The sequence below is a fragment of the Pseudomonas sp. MWU349 genome, from assembly GCF_017947325.1.
In the GTDB taxonomy this organism is placed as follows: domain Bacteria; phylum Pseudomonadota; class Gammaproteobacteria; order Pseudomonadales; family Pseudomonadaceae; genus Aquipseudomonas; species Aquipseudomonas protegens.
This window is the reverse complement of the sequence record NZ_JAFEVP010000006.1, coordinates 1-15,070: the sequence shown is the minus strand read 5'-3', so window position 1 is coordinate 15,070 and position 15,070 is coordinate 1. Positions and strand designations below refer to the sequence as shown.

Genomic DNA, 15,070 nt, shown 5'->3' with positions numbered 1-15,070 from the left:
AATACTTGATGAAAAAGAGATAAAAAATAAAATCGTTGTAAATCAATAAGTTAAAAAATAATTTGTTAGAAAAACAAAACCTGGCACAGCGGCTGCAATATGTCTGGCAACGAACGAGACAACAGAGCGAGACGCCAAGATGGCCAACTTCCAGCTGTTCAACACCCAACAGGCAAAAGCGCCAGCGAGCACCACCCTGAACGCTTCCAAGGCACCGGCCTATGCCTACAACGCCAAGCATCGCCTGGCCCAGCTGGCGGTTACCGGTTGCCTGAACTCGACCTTCTACACCTCGCCTGAAGGCCAGCTGGAAGCGGTGCTGCAACTGGTGAGCGAGCTGGACAGCCGCTTCGTCGCCCAGGCCGCCCGTTACGCTCGCCAGCAAGGCCATATGAAGGACATGCCGGCGCTGCTGCTGGCGGCGCTGACCGCGCAACGCTCGGCCCTGGTGCCGGAGCTGTTCGCCCAGGTGGTGGACAACGGCAAGATGCTGCGCAACTTCGTGCAGATCCTGCGCAGCGGCGTGACCGGGCGCAAATCCCTGGGGTCGCAGCCCAAGCGCCTGGTGCAGAACTGGTTGAACAGCGCCACCGAGCGCCAGCTGTTGCAGGCCTCGGTCGGCAACCAGCCGTCCCTGGCGGACGTGGTGAAGATGGTTCACCCCAAGCCAAGCGAGGCCTGGCGTGAAGCCTTCTTTGCCTGGTTGATCGGCAAGCCGGTGGATGTGCAGGCGCTGCCTGAGCTGACCCGGGACCTGTTGGCGTTTCGCAGCGGAGCGACCCGGGAAGTGCCCCAGGTGCCGTTCCAGTTGCTCGGCAACGAGACACTGAGCGCCGAACAATGGGCCGGGCAGGCCCGCAACATGGGCTGGCAGGGGCTGCGCATGAACCTCAATACCCTGGCCCGCCACGGCGCGTTCCAGGTGCCGGGTTGCACCGAGTACGTGGCGGCGCGGCTGGCGGATGCGGGGGAGGTGGCCAAGGCCCGGGTCTATCCGTACCAGTTGCTGGCGGCCTACCGCATGGCCGGTGACGAGGTACCGCAGCCGGTCCGCGAGGCGCTGCAGGATGCTCTGGAGCTGTCCCTGGCCAACGTGCCGGCGCTGGCCGGCAACGTGGTGGTCTGCCCGGATGTCTCGGGCTCGATGCACAGCCCGGTCACTGGCTATCGCCAGGGCGCCACCACCGCGGTGCGCTGCATCGATGTGGCGGCACTGGTGGCGGCCGCGGTGTTGCGCAAGCAGCCGGCGGCGCGGGTCATGCCGTTCGAGCGTGGGGTGGTGAACATCCACCTCAACCCGCGAGACAGCGTGATGAGCAATGCACAGAAGCTGGCGAACATCGGCGGGGGCGGCACCAACTGCTCGGCGCCCCTGGCACAACTGGCCAACGCCAAGAGCCGCGTGGACACGCTGATCCTGGTCTCGGACAACGAGTCATGGATCGATGCGCGGCGCCACGGCGCCACGGAAACCATGCGCCAGTGGGAGCGGATCCGGGCCATCAACCCGCAGGCGAAGCTGGTGTGCATCGATATGCAACCCGGCGCCACGACCCAGGCACCGGACCGCGAGGACATCCTCAACGTCGGCGGCTTCAGTGACGCGGTGTTCGATGTGATCGAGCAGTTCACCGCGGGCAACTACGGTGCGCAGCACTGGGTCAATGCGATTGAGGCGATGCCGCTCTGATCGCTGGAACATGAGATAAACCGTGCGCCGGCCTGCCGGCGCACACCACAGATTTTTTGCTCATTGGCCCTGAATGCCGCTGTGACTACATCCAAAGGCGTCTCAGCAACTCTTGTCAGGGCCGGTGACGGCACGAATGCCAGTGGCTGTACATATTGGTTAAGCCGGTTCGAATCCGGCGATCAGTCACTACTTTTGTCGTGCCACCTTTTTTGCAGTTTTTGCGACGAATGCTGATGGAACTACATCCAAGGTTCGAGATGCGGGTTCGATTCCCGCCGGTGCCGGAAAACGGCGCCGTGGTTCAATGGTCAGAACGCGAGTGCACCGTTTCATCGACTCCTTGTCGTCGCATCTTTTCCCCCCGCCTCGGCGGGATGGCAGCGAATGCCACGGGTACTACATCGTGTCGCGGGTTCGAACCCCGCCAGCCGCAAGGCTGTAGCTCAGTTGGTAGAGCAAATGTGCCCGTTCCCTTGTCGCTGCCCGCAGGCCCGGCCTGCACCGATTGACCCGGCGAATGCCGGTGGAACTACAGGACAGCGTGGTCGCGGGTTCGAGTCCCGCTCACCGCAAGGTGCTAGCTCAGAGGCAGAGCGCGCTGCATGTTTCACCTCCACTTGTCGCCGTTTGCACCGAACACCGCAATTGCGTAGGAGCTGGCTTGCCAGCGAAGAGGCCATCGAGATCGTCTTCTGCGACCCGGCTCCTGCACACCCTATTGAACAAGGCCGCATCAGCGGCCACAGGAAAAAGAGTCAAGGACATGGAACACAAGACCTACCAACTGCTGGAAGTCGCCAACGGCAAGCCGATCAAGATGTGGACCCAGGGCGTGCCGGTGGAAAACGAAGCCCGCCAGCAATTGATTAACACCGCGAAGATGCCGTTCATCTTCAAGCACCTGGCGGTGATGCCCGACGTGCACCTGGGTAAGGGTTCGACCATCGGTAGCGTGATCCCCACGGTGGGCGCGATCATCCCGGCGGCGGTCGGGGTGGATATCGGCTGCGGAATGATCGCCGCCCGTACCTCGCTGACCGCCTCCGACCTGCCGGACAACCTGGCCGGATTGCGTAGCGCCATCGAGGCGGCGGTGCCTCACGGTCGTACCTCGCCCCGTAGCGGTCGCGATAAGGGCGCCTGGGGCGACGTGCCGAATCAGGCCGACCAGGCGTGGGCGGCGTTGCAGCCGCGCTTCAAGGCGATCACCGATAAGTACCCGGCCCTGGCCAACAGCAACAACCGCAAGCACCTGGGAACCCTCGGCGGGGGTAACCACTTCATCGAGGTCTGCCTGGATGAGGCCAACCGGGTCTGGTTCATGCTCCACAGCGGTTCCCGTGGCGTAGGTAACGCCATCGGCAACCTGTTCATTCACCTGGCCCAGGCCGATATGCGCCAGCACATCGCCAACCTGCCGGACCGCGACCTGGCCTACTTCGAGGAAGGCAGCCAGCACTTCAACGATTACTTGGAAGCCGTGGCCTGGGCCCAGGATTTCGCCCGGCAGAACCGTGAGCTGATGATGCAACTGGTGATCCAGGCCACCCGCCAGGTGATCAGCAAACCCTTCGAAGTGGCGCTGGAGGCCGTCAACTGCCACCACAACTACGTGCAGAAGGAGCGCCACTTCGGTGAAGAGGTGCTGGTGACCCGCAAGGGGGCGGTGTCGGCGAAGAAGGGCGAGCTGGGGATCATTCCGGGTTCAATGGGGGCCAAGAGCTTCATTGTCCGCGGATTGGGTAACGAGGAGGCGTTCTGCTCCTGCAGCCACGGCGCGGGGCGTACCATGAGCCGCACCAAGGCCAAGAACACCTTCACCCTGGCCGACCAGATCCGCGCGACCGCCCATGTGGAGTGCCGTAAGGACGAAGCGGTGATCGACGAAATCCCGATGGCCTACAAGGACATCGACCAAGTGATGCACGCCCAGCGCGAGCTGGTGCAAGTGCTGCACACCCTGCGTCAGGTGGTGTGCGTTAAGGGGTAGAACAATGGACGACATGGATGCATTGATAGCAACCCCGCCCGGCTGGCAGTACCAGCTGAGCGACTACGAAGCCCGCCGCGTGCGGGAGGTGATGGACGAGTTGGACAGGCACAGCGCCTGGCTGGAGCTGAGCCGCTTCGGCAACGGCTTCGTGCGTCAGGCTGCGGTGCGCGGGCTGGCCGCACAGCCTTCGGCAGAGGCCCTGGTGGCTTTGCTGGAGCGCCTCAACGACTGGGTGCCCCAGGTTCGCCAGGAGGCGGCCGCGGCGGTCGAGGCCTATTGGGCGCCGGAGCATGCCGGGCTGCTGTTGCAGACCCTGGCACCGCTGCTGGCCCTGGCCGGCAAGCAGCGCGCCGACCACGGCGCGACCCTGGAGCGGGCCAGCGCCGTGTTGCAACTGGCCCAGGTGCGCGACCAGGTGCAAGGGGCCTTTGGCGCTTGCCGGGGCAAGGCTGCGCGCTTTGTCTTCGAGCTGTTGCTCAAGGGCGTCGAGGACCGACCGGCGCTGCTGGCCATGGCCCTGCGCCACCCGGAGGTCAGCGTGCGGCAGATGGCGGTGGACGCCTGCGCCGAACTGCCCGATGAGCAGGCGCTGCCCTTGCTGGCAGAGGTGATGCGCAGCTGCGGCGCCAGTGTGCGGGTCAAGGCCCTGCGGCTGCTGCTGTCGCGCCAGGCCGATTGTCGCGAGTATCTGGCGCAGGCCCTGCTCGACCCTTCGGGGGCCTTGCGTTGCCTGGCCCATTGGGCCGCGCCGCGCCATAGGCTGGACCCGCGGGCAGTGCTGCTGGCCCGCTTGCAGCAGCCGGCCCCGGGCAACAAGCGCCAGTGGCTGGGGCTACTGGGGTTGGTCAGGGAGCTGCAGGAGCCACAGGCCGATGCCATGGTGCGCCAGGCCCTGGCTTCGCCGGCGCTGAGCGTGCGCCTGCAGGCCCTGCAAACCCTGGGCGAACGTGGCATGGCCGAGCAACTGGCGGCCCTGGACGATGCCTCGGACAAAGTCTTCGACTGCGCCCTGGGCCTGTTGCGCCAGCAGCCGTGGGCGGTATTCGACGAGGCCCTGGAGCAGCGTCTGGACCAGCATTGGCACGATCTGCCCAAGGCGCGACGCTTGGCCATGCTGGCCCTCAAGCCGGGTTGGCGTCAGTTGGAGTACCTGCTGTGGCGCCTGGGGCAGGGCGGCAGCGAAGCCGCCTATTGGCGCGAGGCCCTGGCACGCTGGTGCGACAGCCGCTACGGGATGTTCGACCCGGTGACCCCCAAGCCCCTGCGCGAGGCCATGGTGCAGCGCTTGCAGGCGATGGAAGCCGCCGGGGAATTACCTGTCGGTTCGGTCCAGCGGCTGTTGTGAGGAAAGGAGAACCGCCATGTTGACCCTGGTTGAAGATGAGCACAGCCAGGCGCTGCGCCAACAGCTGGAAGCGGCGTTTTGCGTGTTCGATTTTGTGCGGCTGGCGGTGGAGCCGGGTGTCGAGGTGAATCAGGCCTTGCATCGCCAGGGCTTGCAGCACCTGTATCAGCACCTGATGGCCAGGCGCCGTGAGGCCTGGAAAAAGCTGCGCCAGGACCCGCGCTACGCCGACGTTGGTGAACCGCAGATGCGCTGGGAACCGGAGCGGGCACTGCCTGAGTGGCTCAGCCCGCAGCAGGTCCGGCAACTGGTTTGCGAAGACCCGGAGCAGCAGGACTGGGCCTTGTACCGGGCGTTTTGCCAGCCACCGTACGGGCTGCATTTCCCGGGTGGGGCCGAGCAGGCCCGGCAGGTGTACGGCCAATGGCTGGACCTGCTGGGGCTCGATCTCCAGCAGCAGCCCCAGGTGATCAACTGGGTGGGCGACCTGGAGCTGGATTGTCAGGCCCCGGCCATGGGCCCGCATCTGCTGCCCTGGAGTGACTATTTCGACGAAGGCCTGGAGTGGTGGGGCGTCTGGTGCCTGACGGTGTGGAACCCCGTGCGCCGGACCCTGAGTGTGCTGGCCGCCAGCGCCACCGATTGAACAAGGAAAAAGAATCATGGAACACCTGGAGCGCCATCCCCTGAGCAGCGCCATGCGCGAACGGGTATTGGCCGAGCTGGCGCGGATCGAGCGCGAGCGCAATGTGCAGGTGCTGTATGCCTGCGAATCCGGCAGTCGGGCCTGGGGCTTTGCCTCCACCGACAGCGATTACGACGTGCGTTTTATCTATGTGGAAAAGCCCGAATGGTTCATCCAGGTGGATGCCGGGCGCGACGTGATCGAGCGGCCCCTGGACGACGAGCTGGACATCAGCGGCTGGGAACTGCGCAAGACCCTGGGGCTGTTGCGCAAGTCCAACCCGACCCTGCTGGAATGGCTGGACTCGCCCCTGGTGTACCGCAGCGAACCGACCGCCGCCGCGCGCCTGCGCGAGCTGGCCGAGGCGTTCTACAGCCCGCCGGCGGCGCGCAATCATTATCTGTCGATGGCTCGAAAGACCTTTATGGCCCATCTGCAGGATGAGACGTTGCGTTTCAAGAAGTATTTTTATGCATTGCGGCCGCTGTTGGCGGTGCGCTGGATAGATCAGGGGCGCGGCCGTCCACCGATGACCTTTGCCGATCTGTTGACCACGGTCGAGCATCGGCCATTGCTCGATGAAGTCGAGGCGCTGCTGGCGCGCAAGCGCAATGCCGACGAGGCCGCTTGTGGGCCACGACTACCGGCGCTGCACGCCTTTATCGCCGCCGAGCTGGAACGCCCGGTGCCGAAACTGGCGCGTACCCATGAAGACAATGCGTTGCTGGACGCTTACCTGCGGGAAACCGTCCGGCACTACGCCTGAGGAATGTGATGAAACAGGATGTAATCGAACTGGACGGCGCCATCGGCGGCGGCCAGGTACTGCGCAGCGCCCTGAGCCTGTCGATGCTCAGCGGCAAGACCCTGCGTATCCATAATATTCGCGCCCGGCGCAGCCGCCCGGGGCTGTTGCGCCAGCACCTGACCGCGGTGCTGGCGGCGGCCGAGGTGTGTGGCGCCAGAGTCACTGGGGCCGAGCTTGGCTCCCGGGTCCTGAGCTTCGAGCCGGGGCCGATCCGCGGCGGCGACTACCGCTTCGCCATCGGCACCGCCGGCAGTTGCACCCTGGTGCTGCAGACCCTGCTGCCGGCCTTGATGCACGCGCCGCAGCCGAGCCGCGTGAGCATCAGCGGCGGCACCCACAACCCCCTGGCGCCGCCGGTGGATTTCCTCCAGCAGGCCTGGCTGCCGCAACTGCGGCGCATGGGCGGGCGGGTCGAGCTGCAACTGCTGCGCCACGGCTTTGTCCCGGCCGGCGGTGGCGAGCTGGAGGCCTTTGTTCAACCGTCGGTGCTGCAGCCCCTGCACCTTGAGGCGCGTGGCGCACTGCTGGGGAGTCGGGCCTGGGCGCTGAGCGCGGGCTTGCCCGAGCATGTGGCCGAGCGCGAGTTGCGCCGGGTGCACAATCGCCTGGAACTGCCTCGGGAGCACCTCACCCCGGTGCAGCTGGATGAACAATACGGTCCGGGCAATGTACTGCTGCTGGAGTTTACCTTTGAACACCTGACCGAGCTGTTCAGCGGTTTCGGCCAGAACAGCCTGCGGGCGGAAAAGGTCGCCGACATTGCCATCGATCAGGCCCGGGACTGGCTGGATTCCGGCGCGGCGGTGGCCGAGCACCTGGCCGATCAACTGCTGTTGCCCATGGCCCTGGCCGGTGGTGGCAGCTTCACCACGCCGCGCATGACCGAGCACCTGCAGAGCAATATCCGGGTGATCGAGGCATTTTTACCGGTGCGGATCGAGGCGCGGCCACTGAGCGAGCAAGTGCTGCAGGTGCAATGCCACGCCCTGTCGTGAAAGGGCTAATGGGCCCGGGTCATCAAGGAGGTTGTCGCCATGTATCACCTGTATGGAAGCCAGGGCACCGGCTCGACCATCGTCGAGATCGCCCTTGAGTACTGCCAACTGGCCTACCGCGCATTCTCGTAGGAGCTGGCTTGCCAGCGAAAGCGACCGCCAGCCGTATGCAGGGCTCAAGGGCCCCTTCGCCGGCAAGCCGGCTCCTACGGTGGGTTTTGATATTGATGGGAGCGGGGCACTTTGCCCGGCGTCGTAGGAGCTGGCTTGCCAGCGAAAGCGGCCGCCAGCCGGGTGCAAGGCTCGCGGGCCCCTTCGCCGGCAGCCCGGCTTCTGCGGCCTGGGGATGAAAGTAGTCGGTGCGGGAGGGCAAAACTCTTATACTCCGGCGCTTTATTTTCCCTAGCCAGCCAGAGGAACGCACCGTGGCCAACGAACCCGATCAGGATTTCTTCAACCGCGCCGACGCCATCATCGAGTTGACCAACTCCCACATCGCCGACAGCAGCCGCGGCAAGGCCAGCGCCTCGCTGATGTATGCCAACGCGCGCTTCAGCGCCTGGGTCAGCGCCTGCGGCTGCCGTAATGCCGAGGAACTGGCAGCGTCCAAGCAGCAGGCGGTGGACTATTTCCTTGAGGAGTTCCGCCTGATGCTGGAGGAGAACCTCACCGACTACGTCGAGAACTACTCGCGCTACATGAACGCCAATCCGGATTGAAAACAGTCGACGCGGTCTTGCCTGGGCCGCTTTCGTGAGACTGTCGGGCAGTCGCTTGCTGCCCCGCTGCAATCGGTGCACTTATCGCTTCGGGTTGTCTGCCGCCCACCTTGCATAACTCTTTGATCTGAGTGTTCCAGGGCCACGGCAACCGTTGGTCCTGTTGTCTTGCGGCCATCCCGAGCGCCGCCAGGGGCTCAACTACACTGCGCCTGCGGCAAGTCTTGCCGGTCGTCGTACCTCCTCCTCAGGGAGGCCAATGGCACGGTGGCTTCAGGCCCCGCGACAGACAGGAACACATTCAATCAGCAAGGAGTGCCAACCATGATCGTCATTCCACAACGTGTCATTGAAAACGGTAGTGTCATCTCGCTGCGCGGCGACTCGGGCAACTATATGTCGCGGATGGGCGCAACCGGGCTTGAGCTGTCCAAGGGCTCCATCGACCAATACTGCAAGTTCCGGGTGGTGCTGGTGCAAATCGGCACCGACAAGAAACTTGCGCTGCAGGGCGACACTGGCAAGTTCATGTCGCGCATGGGGGCGACGGGGCTGGAGTTGTCCAAGGACAGCATCGACCAGTATTGCCAATTCGCCTATGCCATCGATACCGCCAGCGGGCAGGTTTCCCTGCGCGGCGACAACGGCAAGTGGATGTCGCGGATGGGCGAGACCGGGCTCCAGTTGTCCAAGGACGGGATCGACCGGTTCAGCCAGTTCATGCTGGTTCTGGAAGGTTGATGCCCGGGTGATCGAGTAGCTCCCTGGCGCCGGCCGGGGCAAGGCGGTGACGGTCATTCGCAGCTGCGAGCATTCGTCCACCGATTGAACCCTTGGTGCAGGGCCGGACACGCTCTGTCGAGCGCCTGTGCTGTCATCAGCGCCGTTGCCGAGCCGGTCGCGGGTATTCACACACACACACACATTCTGGTCACACAAAACGTGATCGGCGTCACTCTTTTCTCAAGTGATCCATGACCCTGGTCGATAAGCTCTGAATGCCTATTGATATGGAGTTCGTCATGGCCTTGCTACCGGTTCGTCTGTCTCATCGTTTGACCCTCGGCAGTGTGTTGCTATTGCTGTTCACGGCGCTGGCGGTATTTGCCGTGATGACCTTACGGGGGCAGCCCAAAGTGGTGGAGGCAAGCTCGGCACTGATCGAGCAGACCGGCAGCGCCATCGTTCGCCAGCTGGCGTTGCAGTTGGCGGGCATCGAAGGGGTGACCGCGAGCATGGCCCACCTGCTGGAAGGGCTGCCCAAGGAGCAGGCGCTGGTCATGGCCACCCTGCCCAAGGTGATCGACCATGAAGGCGACAAGGCGATCGCCGGGGGCGGCATCTGGCCAGAACCCAATGCCTTCACCCCGGGCGTGGAACGCCGCAGTTTCTTCTGGGCCCGCAGCGATGCCGGGCCCTTGGCATTTTCCGATGACTACAACGCCGCCGGCAGCGCCGGTTATCACCATGAAGCCTGGTACACCGGCGCCCGCAACAGCGCGCCGGGGCGTTGCCTGTGGTCCGAGGCCTATCAGGACCCGGTGACCCAGGTGCCGATGACCACCTGCAGCGTGCCCTATCGCCAGGACGGTGCCTTTGCCGGGGTCGCCACCATCGACCTGCGCCTGGACGACCTGGCGCGCTTCCTCAAGGAGCAGGGGGCGGTCACCGGCGGCTATGCCTTCGCCCTGGACCAGGCCGGCAACGTGCTGTATTTCCCTGATGCCCAGGCCGGTAGCGGGGGCCAGATGCTCAGCTTCGACGCCCTGAGCAAGCAGCAACCCTGGTTGCTTCCGGTGGCGGGGGCCCTGGCCAAGCCGGCACCGGCCGGGCAGGTGCGCAGCCTGGACCTGGACGAGGATGGGCGCTTGCAGGAAGCGGCGCGGGTCAGCTTGTTCAGCATGCCCGGCAGTGGCTGGACCATCGGCCTGGTGACCCCGGAGCGGAAGGTCACCGGCCTGGCCCGGGCCATGACCACCGAGATCCTGCTGTTCCTCCTGCCGTTGCTGGCGCTGCTGCTGTTCTTTGCCTGGCTGGCCGGGCACAAGCTGATTGCCCAGCTGGAAGAAACCACCCGGCAGATCGATGCCCTGGGCAGTGGCCAGGCCAGCGACAACGCCGAGCTGCACGTCGCCCGGGCCGACGAGATCGGCGCCCTGCGCGCCGCGGTGAACCGCTATGCCGGGCAGTTGCGGCAAATGCTGCAGAAGATCGCCAGTGAAGCCCGGCAGTTGCAGAACGAAGCCGGGCGCCTGGGTCAACTCAGCAGCACCCTGGCCCAGCGTGCCGAGCAGCAGCGCCAGGAAAACACCCAGTTGGCCACCGCCATCACCGAGATGTCCTCCAGTGCCCTGGAAGTGGCGCAGAACACCAACAATTGTGCCGACACCGCGCGCCAGTCCCTGGTGGTGGTGCAGGAGGGCCAGTACAAGGTCGATGCCAACAGCCAGTCGATCCAGCAGTTGTCCGCGGAAATGGCCGAGGCGGCGGCAGTGATCCAGCGCCTGGAGCAGGACAGCCAGCAGGTCGGCGCGGTGCTGGATGTGATCAAGGCGATCTCCGAGCAGACCAACCTGCTGGCGCTGAACGCCGCCATCGAAGCGGCCCGGGCCGGGGAGCAGGGCCGGGGCTTTGCCGTGGTGGCGGACGAAGTGCGGACCCTGGCCGGCCGCACCCAGACCTCGGCCAACGAGATCAGCGGCATGATCAACGACTTGCAGCAGGCCTCACGTCAGGCGGTGCAGGCGATCCAGGCTGGCGAAACCCGAACCCGCCAGGCGGTGGGCGAGGCGTCCGGTGCGTCGGATGCGCTGTCCAGCACGGTAACCAGCTTCGACGATATTTCCCAGCGGGCGCAGCAGATTGCGGTGGCGGCCCAGCAGCAGAGCCACGTGACCCAGGAGATCAACGAACTGGCGGTGCGCATCCACGGCATCAGCGAGGACAACGCCCGGGACGCCCAGGCCCTGGACAAGGTCAGCGAGGCCATGCAGGCCCTGTCCGGGCGCTTGTCGAACCTCAGTCACGGCCACCACTGAGGCATTGCCTGCCCGGGCCGTTGGTGGCCTGGGCGGGTTTCAGCCCCCCACCGGGCCGCATTCGCCGGCCCGTTTCAGACCTGGCTGTACATCATCAGCTTGAAGTTCAGCCACAGCCCCAACGACACCCAGCCGAGCCCCAGCAGACCATTGATCAGCGGCTTGCCGGGAGCCACGCGCGTGGCCAGGTAGCGGGCGGTGGCGGCGCCGATCAGCGCGCCGGGAAAGTCGAACAGATAGAACAGCCAGCCCAAGGCGCCCTCCGGGGAACTGATCCACAGGCAGAACAGTTGCAGGTGCGCGGCCAGGGCCAGGGCCACGCCGGTGAACAGCGCCGGCGTGGGCCGGGTGCACAGCAGCAGGCCGAGAATCAGCCCCTGGGGCAGCCAGTAGGCGGCGAAGTTCTCCCAGAAATAATCCATCGGTTGCCAGGCCCGGACGATTGCCAGGGATAGCCCCCAGAGCAACGCGGCGGCAGCGGGCAGGTGATTCAGGGAGAGCAGGCGCAGGGAGCGGGAAGGCATGCAGGATCTCGCTAATGAAGTCGGGGATCAGCCGGTCACCGCGGCTGTGAAGGGGAGCGGGTTGCACGGAGAGCTCGGCCGCCCTTAGAAACCAGTAGTTGGCCAGGGCGAGATTCTTCTGCGCTTCAACGCCGGTGTCGTAGGGCGGTTGCAGCCCTTGGCTGGACGACACAGGGAGGCTGCTGCCCTGTGCCATCCTTCGAATCAGTCCCCAGGGGCGGCTTACAGCCCCAGTTCCAGCGCCAGCAGGTCCGCCAGTGGCTGGCGGCGGCGGATCAGTCTCGGCTGGCCGTTCTCGAACAGCACCTCGGGCAGCAGCGGGCGGCTGTTGTAGTTGGAGGACATGCTGGCGCCATAGGCGCCGGTGTCGTGCAGTACCAGCAGGTCGCCGACCCGAGCCTGGGGCAGGGGGCGCGGGGTCAGGCATTCGTCGTCCTGGGTGAAGATGTCGCCGGACTCGCACAGCGGGCCGCCGACCACGGTCAGCTGTTGCGGGCGCTCCACCGGGTGGCCGGCGGCGTCCAGCAGGCTCATGCCGTGGTAGGCGCCGTACATGGCCGGGCGCATCAGGTCGTTGAACCCGGTATCCACCAGTACGAAGTGATGCTGGCCGGCGGTCTTCACCACCCGTACTTCGCTGACCAGGCAGCCGGCCTCGGCCACCAGGAAGCGCCCCGGTTCGATCTCCATGCGCACGCCGTGGCCCAGGTAGGCCTCGATCTCCTGGCGCGCCACTTTCCAGGCATTGGCGTAACGCTGCACGTCCACCGGGGTGTCGCCCTCGCGGTAGGGGGTGGACAGGCCGCCGCCGATGGAGAAGGCCTCGAGGTCGTGGTCCAGGGATTTCACCGCCGCCACCATGGCCGCGCCCACCTGTTCCAGGTGGTCGTAGTCGACCCCGGAGCCGATGTGCATGTGCAGGCCCACCAGGTGCAGGCCATGCTGGCGGATCACCGCCAGGGCTTCGTTCATCTGGTCGTGCCAGATGCCGTGCTTGCTGTTTTCGCCACCGGTGTTGGTCTTGCGGCTATGGCCGTGGCCGAAGCCCGGGTTGATCCGCAGCCAGACCCGGTGCCCCGGGGATTTCTCCCCCAACTGGCGGAGCATGTCGATGGAGCCGGCGTTGACTTCCACCTGCAGTTCCACCACCCGGGCCAGGGTGGCCTCGTCGAACAGGTCGCAGGTGAAGACGATGCCGGCATCCACCGGGCTGAAGCCGGCCAGCAGGGCGCGTTCGATTTCCCCCAGGGACACCGCATCGACCCGTACCCCGGCCTCGCGAATCAGGCGCAGCAGGTGCAGGTTGGACGAGGCCTTCTGGGCGTAGCGCACCACGTCGAACGCCTGCAACTGGGCGATGCGCGCCTGGATGGTGGCGGCGTCATAGCACCACAGCGGAGTGCCGTACTGGCGGGCGGCGGCGACAAGTTGAGCGGGGGAAAATGGAATGGCCATGGCGAATGCAATCTGTGGTCAGTGGGAATGGAAGCAGCATGCCCGTTGGCGGCTATTCAAGAAAATATCTATTCTTTGCCAAGATATTCATATCTGATATGGGTTGGTTGATTAAGCGAGTTTCCCGCCATGGACATCTCCCTGCGGCACATCGAAGTGTTCCGCGCCATCATGCAGGCCGGCAGCGTCACCGGCGCCGCGCGCCTGCTGTTGACTTCGCAGCCCACCGTGAGTCGCGAGCTGGCACGGCTGGAAACGCTGTCCGGCTTGCGCCTGTTCGATCGTGAAGGCGGGCGCCTGCTGCCCACGGCCCAGGCCCTGCTGTTGCTGGAGGAAGTCGAGCGGGCCTATGTGGGGCTGGAGCGGATCAACAGCGTGGCCCAGTCGATTCGCCGTTTCGAGCATGGCCAGTTGAGCCTGAGCTGCCTGCCGCTGTTCTCCCAGACGCTGCTGCCGCCGGTGTGCAAGCAGTTCCAGGCGCAGCACCCGGGGATCGGCCTGAGCATTACCGCCCAGGAATCGCCGCTGCTGGAAGAGGCCCTCAGCGCCCAGCGCCATGACCTGGGCCTGACCGAAAGCGAGCACTTGCCCCGGGGCACCCAGGGCGAGCTGCTGTTCTGCGCCGACATGGTCTGTATCCTCGCGGACGACCATCCGCTGCTGGCCAGGCCACGGCTGACGCTTGCGGATTTTCGCGGCCAGGACTTTATCAACCTCTCGGGCCTGGATATCTACCGGCAGACCCTGGACGAGCATTTTCGCCAGGCCGGGGTGGATCGCCGGATAGTGGTGGAAACCACCAACGCAGCTTCGGTGTGCGCCATGGTGCGCCAGCGGCTCGGGGTGGCGATCATCAATCCCTTGAGTGCCATGGAAGAGGCCGGGCGCGGCCTGGCGATCCGTCCGTTGCAATTGTCGGTGCCCTATCGGGTGATGCTGATCCGCCCGGATTACCGGCCCTCGTCGAGTTTTGTCGAGGGTTTCAGTGAAGCCCTGCGCACCCAGGCCAAGGCACTGCAAGAGCAGGTCGGGCGGATAGTCCAGGGAGGGCAAGGGGTGAATTGCTCAGGCTGATGGGGGGCGTGGCCCAATGTTCAGCTTGTTGGTGAAGAGGGCGTGTCGGCGTTTCAGGGAAACATGTCCCTCTCGTATGGCGGCAGACAGTTACCGAGGATAGCCCTGCGGTCGGCTGATCTCGTGGCAAGCCTCAGGTGCAGGCCCGGACCGTAGCGACTCAACCCCCTGACCAGTTCTGGAGTCAAATAAAATGCCTATTGCCATTCACGCACGCAACAACACCGCCGCTGCGCAGCAAGTTGCCATCAGGAATACCGCCCAGGGCAACAATCTGGCCAACGTCAACATACCTGCCCAAGGCAACGTGGTTCTGTATGTCCTGCAAGCGGATGCCAGTGCCGACCTGTATCTGATCTGCAATGCCAATGCTGCCCAGGCTGCCCAATTGAGTGTCGTCTACCAGGGCCATAGCAGTGTGGTTCAAGACAGCGACTGGGCGCGCCAATGGACGGTGGAGGGTGCCGTGGATGGCGTACAGCTGGACCTGGCGTAGCGGGAGAGAACTTGCTGGCAAAGACGATCATGCGCACGCCTTGCCCGTAGGAGCCAGCTTGCTGGCGAAAGCGATCGTGCACGCGCCTTGCCTGTAGGAGCCAGCTTGCTGGCGAAGGCGATCGTGCGCACGCCTTGCCTGTAGGAGCCAGCTTGCTGGCGAAAGCGCTCTCAGGGGCGCCTTCGCTGGCAAGCCAGCTCCTACAAGGGGCGGTTTCGGGAGGTTAGCGCTCGATCGCCAGGGCC

13 protein-coding genes are annotated in these 15,070 nt (G+C 65.0%); 11 read left to right on the top strand and 2 right to left on the bottom strand.

Translation table 11 applies throughout. The features are described 5' to 3' along the window. Positions 1-139: 139 nt before the first annotated feature. The 9 genes from KCG88_RS23045 to KCG88_RS23000 all read left to right on the top strand — a co-directional run bounded on the left by KCG88_RS23045 (position 140) and on the right by KCG88_RS23000 (position 11,276). A complete protein-coding gene (locus tag KCG88_RS23045) occupies positions 140-1,690 on the top strand; it encodes an RNA-binding protein (protein WP_210713163.1) in 1,551 nt (516 codons plus the stop codon). A 766-nt stretch (positions 1,691-2,456) separates the two neighbouring features. Beyond that, positions 2,457-3,683, top strand: coding sequence for an RtcB family protein (locus KCG88_RS23040; protein ID WP_210713162.1), 1,227 nt, complete (start codon positions 2,457-2,459; stop codon positions 3,681-3,683). Positions 3,684-3,687: 4 nt separating this feature from the next. Next, positions 3,688-5,031, top strand: a complete 1,344-nt coding sequence (locus tag KCG88_RS23035) for a HEAT repeat domain-containing protein (RefSeq protein WP_210713161.1) — start codon at positions 3,688-3,690, stop codon at positions 5,029-5,031. Between the two features lie 16 nt (positions 5,032-5,047). Beyond that, on the top strand, positions 5,048-5,677 hold the full coding sequence (locus KCG88_RS23030; RefSeq protein ID WP_210713160.1) for a hypothetical protein: 630 nt from the start codon (positions 5,048-5,050) through the stop codon (positions 5,675-5,677). Positions 5,678-5,693: 16 nt separating this feature from the next. Beyond that, entirely contained in the window at positions 5,694-6,482 is a 789-nt protein-coding gene (locus tag KCG88_RS23025; RefSeq protein ID WP_210713159.1) for a nucleotidyltransferase domain-containing protein, read from the top strand. An 8-nt stretch (positions 6,483-6,490) separates the two neighbouring features. After that, positions 6,491-7,519, top strand: a complete 1,029-nt coding sequence (gene rtcA / locus KCG88_RS23020; RefSeq protein WP_210713158.1) for an RNA 3'-terminal phosphate cyclase — start codon at positions 6,491-6,493, stop codon at positions 7,517-7,519. 425 nt (positions 7,520-7,944) lie between these two features. After that, positions 7,945-8,238: a DUF3144 domain-containing protein gene (locus KCG88_RS23010; RefSeq protein ID WP_047285710.1), complete on the top strand. Its 294-nt coding sequence runs from the start codon at positions 7,945-7,947 to the stop codon at positions 8,236-8,238. 324 nt (positions 8,239-8,562) lie between these two features. Beyond that, entirely contained in the window at positions 8,563-8,979 is a 417-nt protein-coding gene (locus KCG88_RS23005) for a hypothetical protein (protein ID WP_047285711.1), read from the top strand. A gap of 257 nt (positions 8,980-9,236) precedes the next feature. Beyond that, positions 9,237-11,276, top strand: coding sequence for a methyl-accepting chemotaxis protein (locus KCG88_RS23000; protein WP_241774827.1), 2,040 nt, complete (start codon positions 9,237-9,239; stop codon positions 11,274-11,276). A 74-nt stretch (positions 11,277-11,350) separates the two neighbouring features. Here the strand turns inward: KCG88_RS23000 and KCG88_RS22995 are convergent, their stop codons facing one another. Together KCG88_RS22995 and lysA are read right to left on the bottom strand one after the other, a co-directional pair. Next, complete coding sequence (locus tag KCG88_RS22995) at positions 11,351-11,800, bottom strand: hypothetical protein (protein ID WP_047285713.1); 450 nt, start codon at positions 11,798-11,800, stop codon at positions 11,351-11,353. A gap of 222 nt (positions 11,801-12,022) precedes the next feature. Continuing rightward, positions 12,023-13,255 (bottom strand): diaminopimelate decarboxylase, encoded by a 1,233-nt coding sequence (gene lysA / locus KCG88_RS22990; RefSeq protein ID WP_047336353.1) that lies wholly within the window; start codon positions 13,253-13,255, stop codon positions 12,023-12,025. Positions 13,256-13,384: 129 nt separating this feature from the next. Here lysA and KCG88_RS22985 point away from each other — a divergent pair, with 129 nt between their 5' ends. Together KCG88_RS22985 and KCG88_RS22980 are read left to right on the top strand one after the other, a co-directional pair. Continuing rightward, positions 13,385-14,329, top strand: coding sequence for a LysR family transcriptional regulator (locus KCG88_RS22985; RefSeq protein WP_047336354.1), 945 nt, complete (start codon positions 13,385-13,387; stop codon positions 14,327-14,329). Positions 14,330-14,522: 193 nt separating this feature from the next. Continuing rightward, positions 14,523-14,825: a hypothetical protein gene (locus KCG88_RS22980; RefSeq protein ID WP_047336355.1), complete on the top strand. Its 303-nt coding sequence runs from the start codon at positions 14,523-14,525 to the stop codon at positions 14,823-14,825. Positions 14,826-15,070 lie beyond the last annotated feature (245 nt).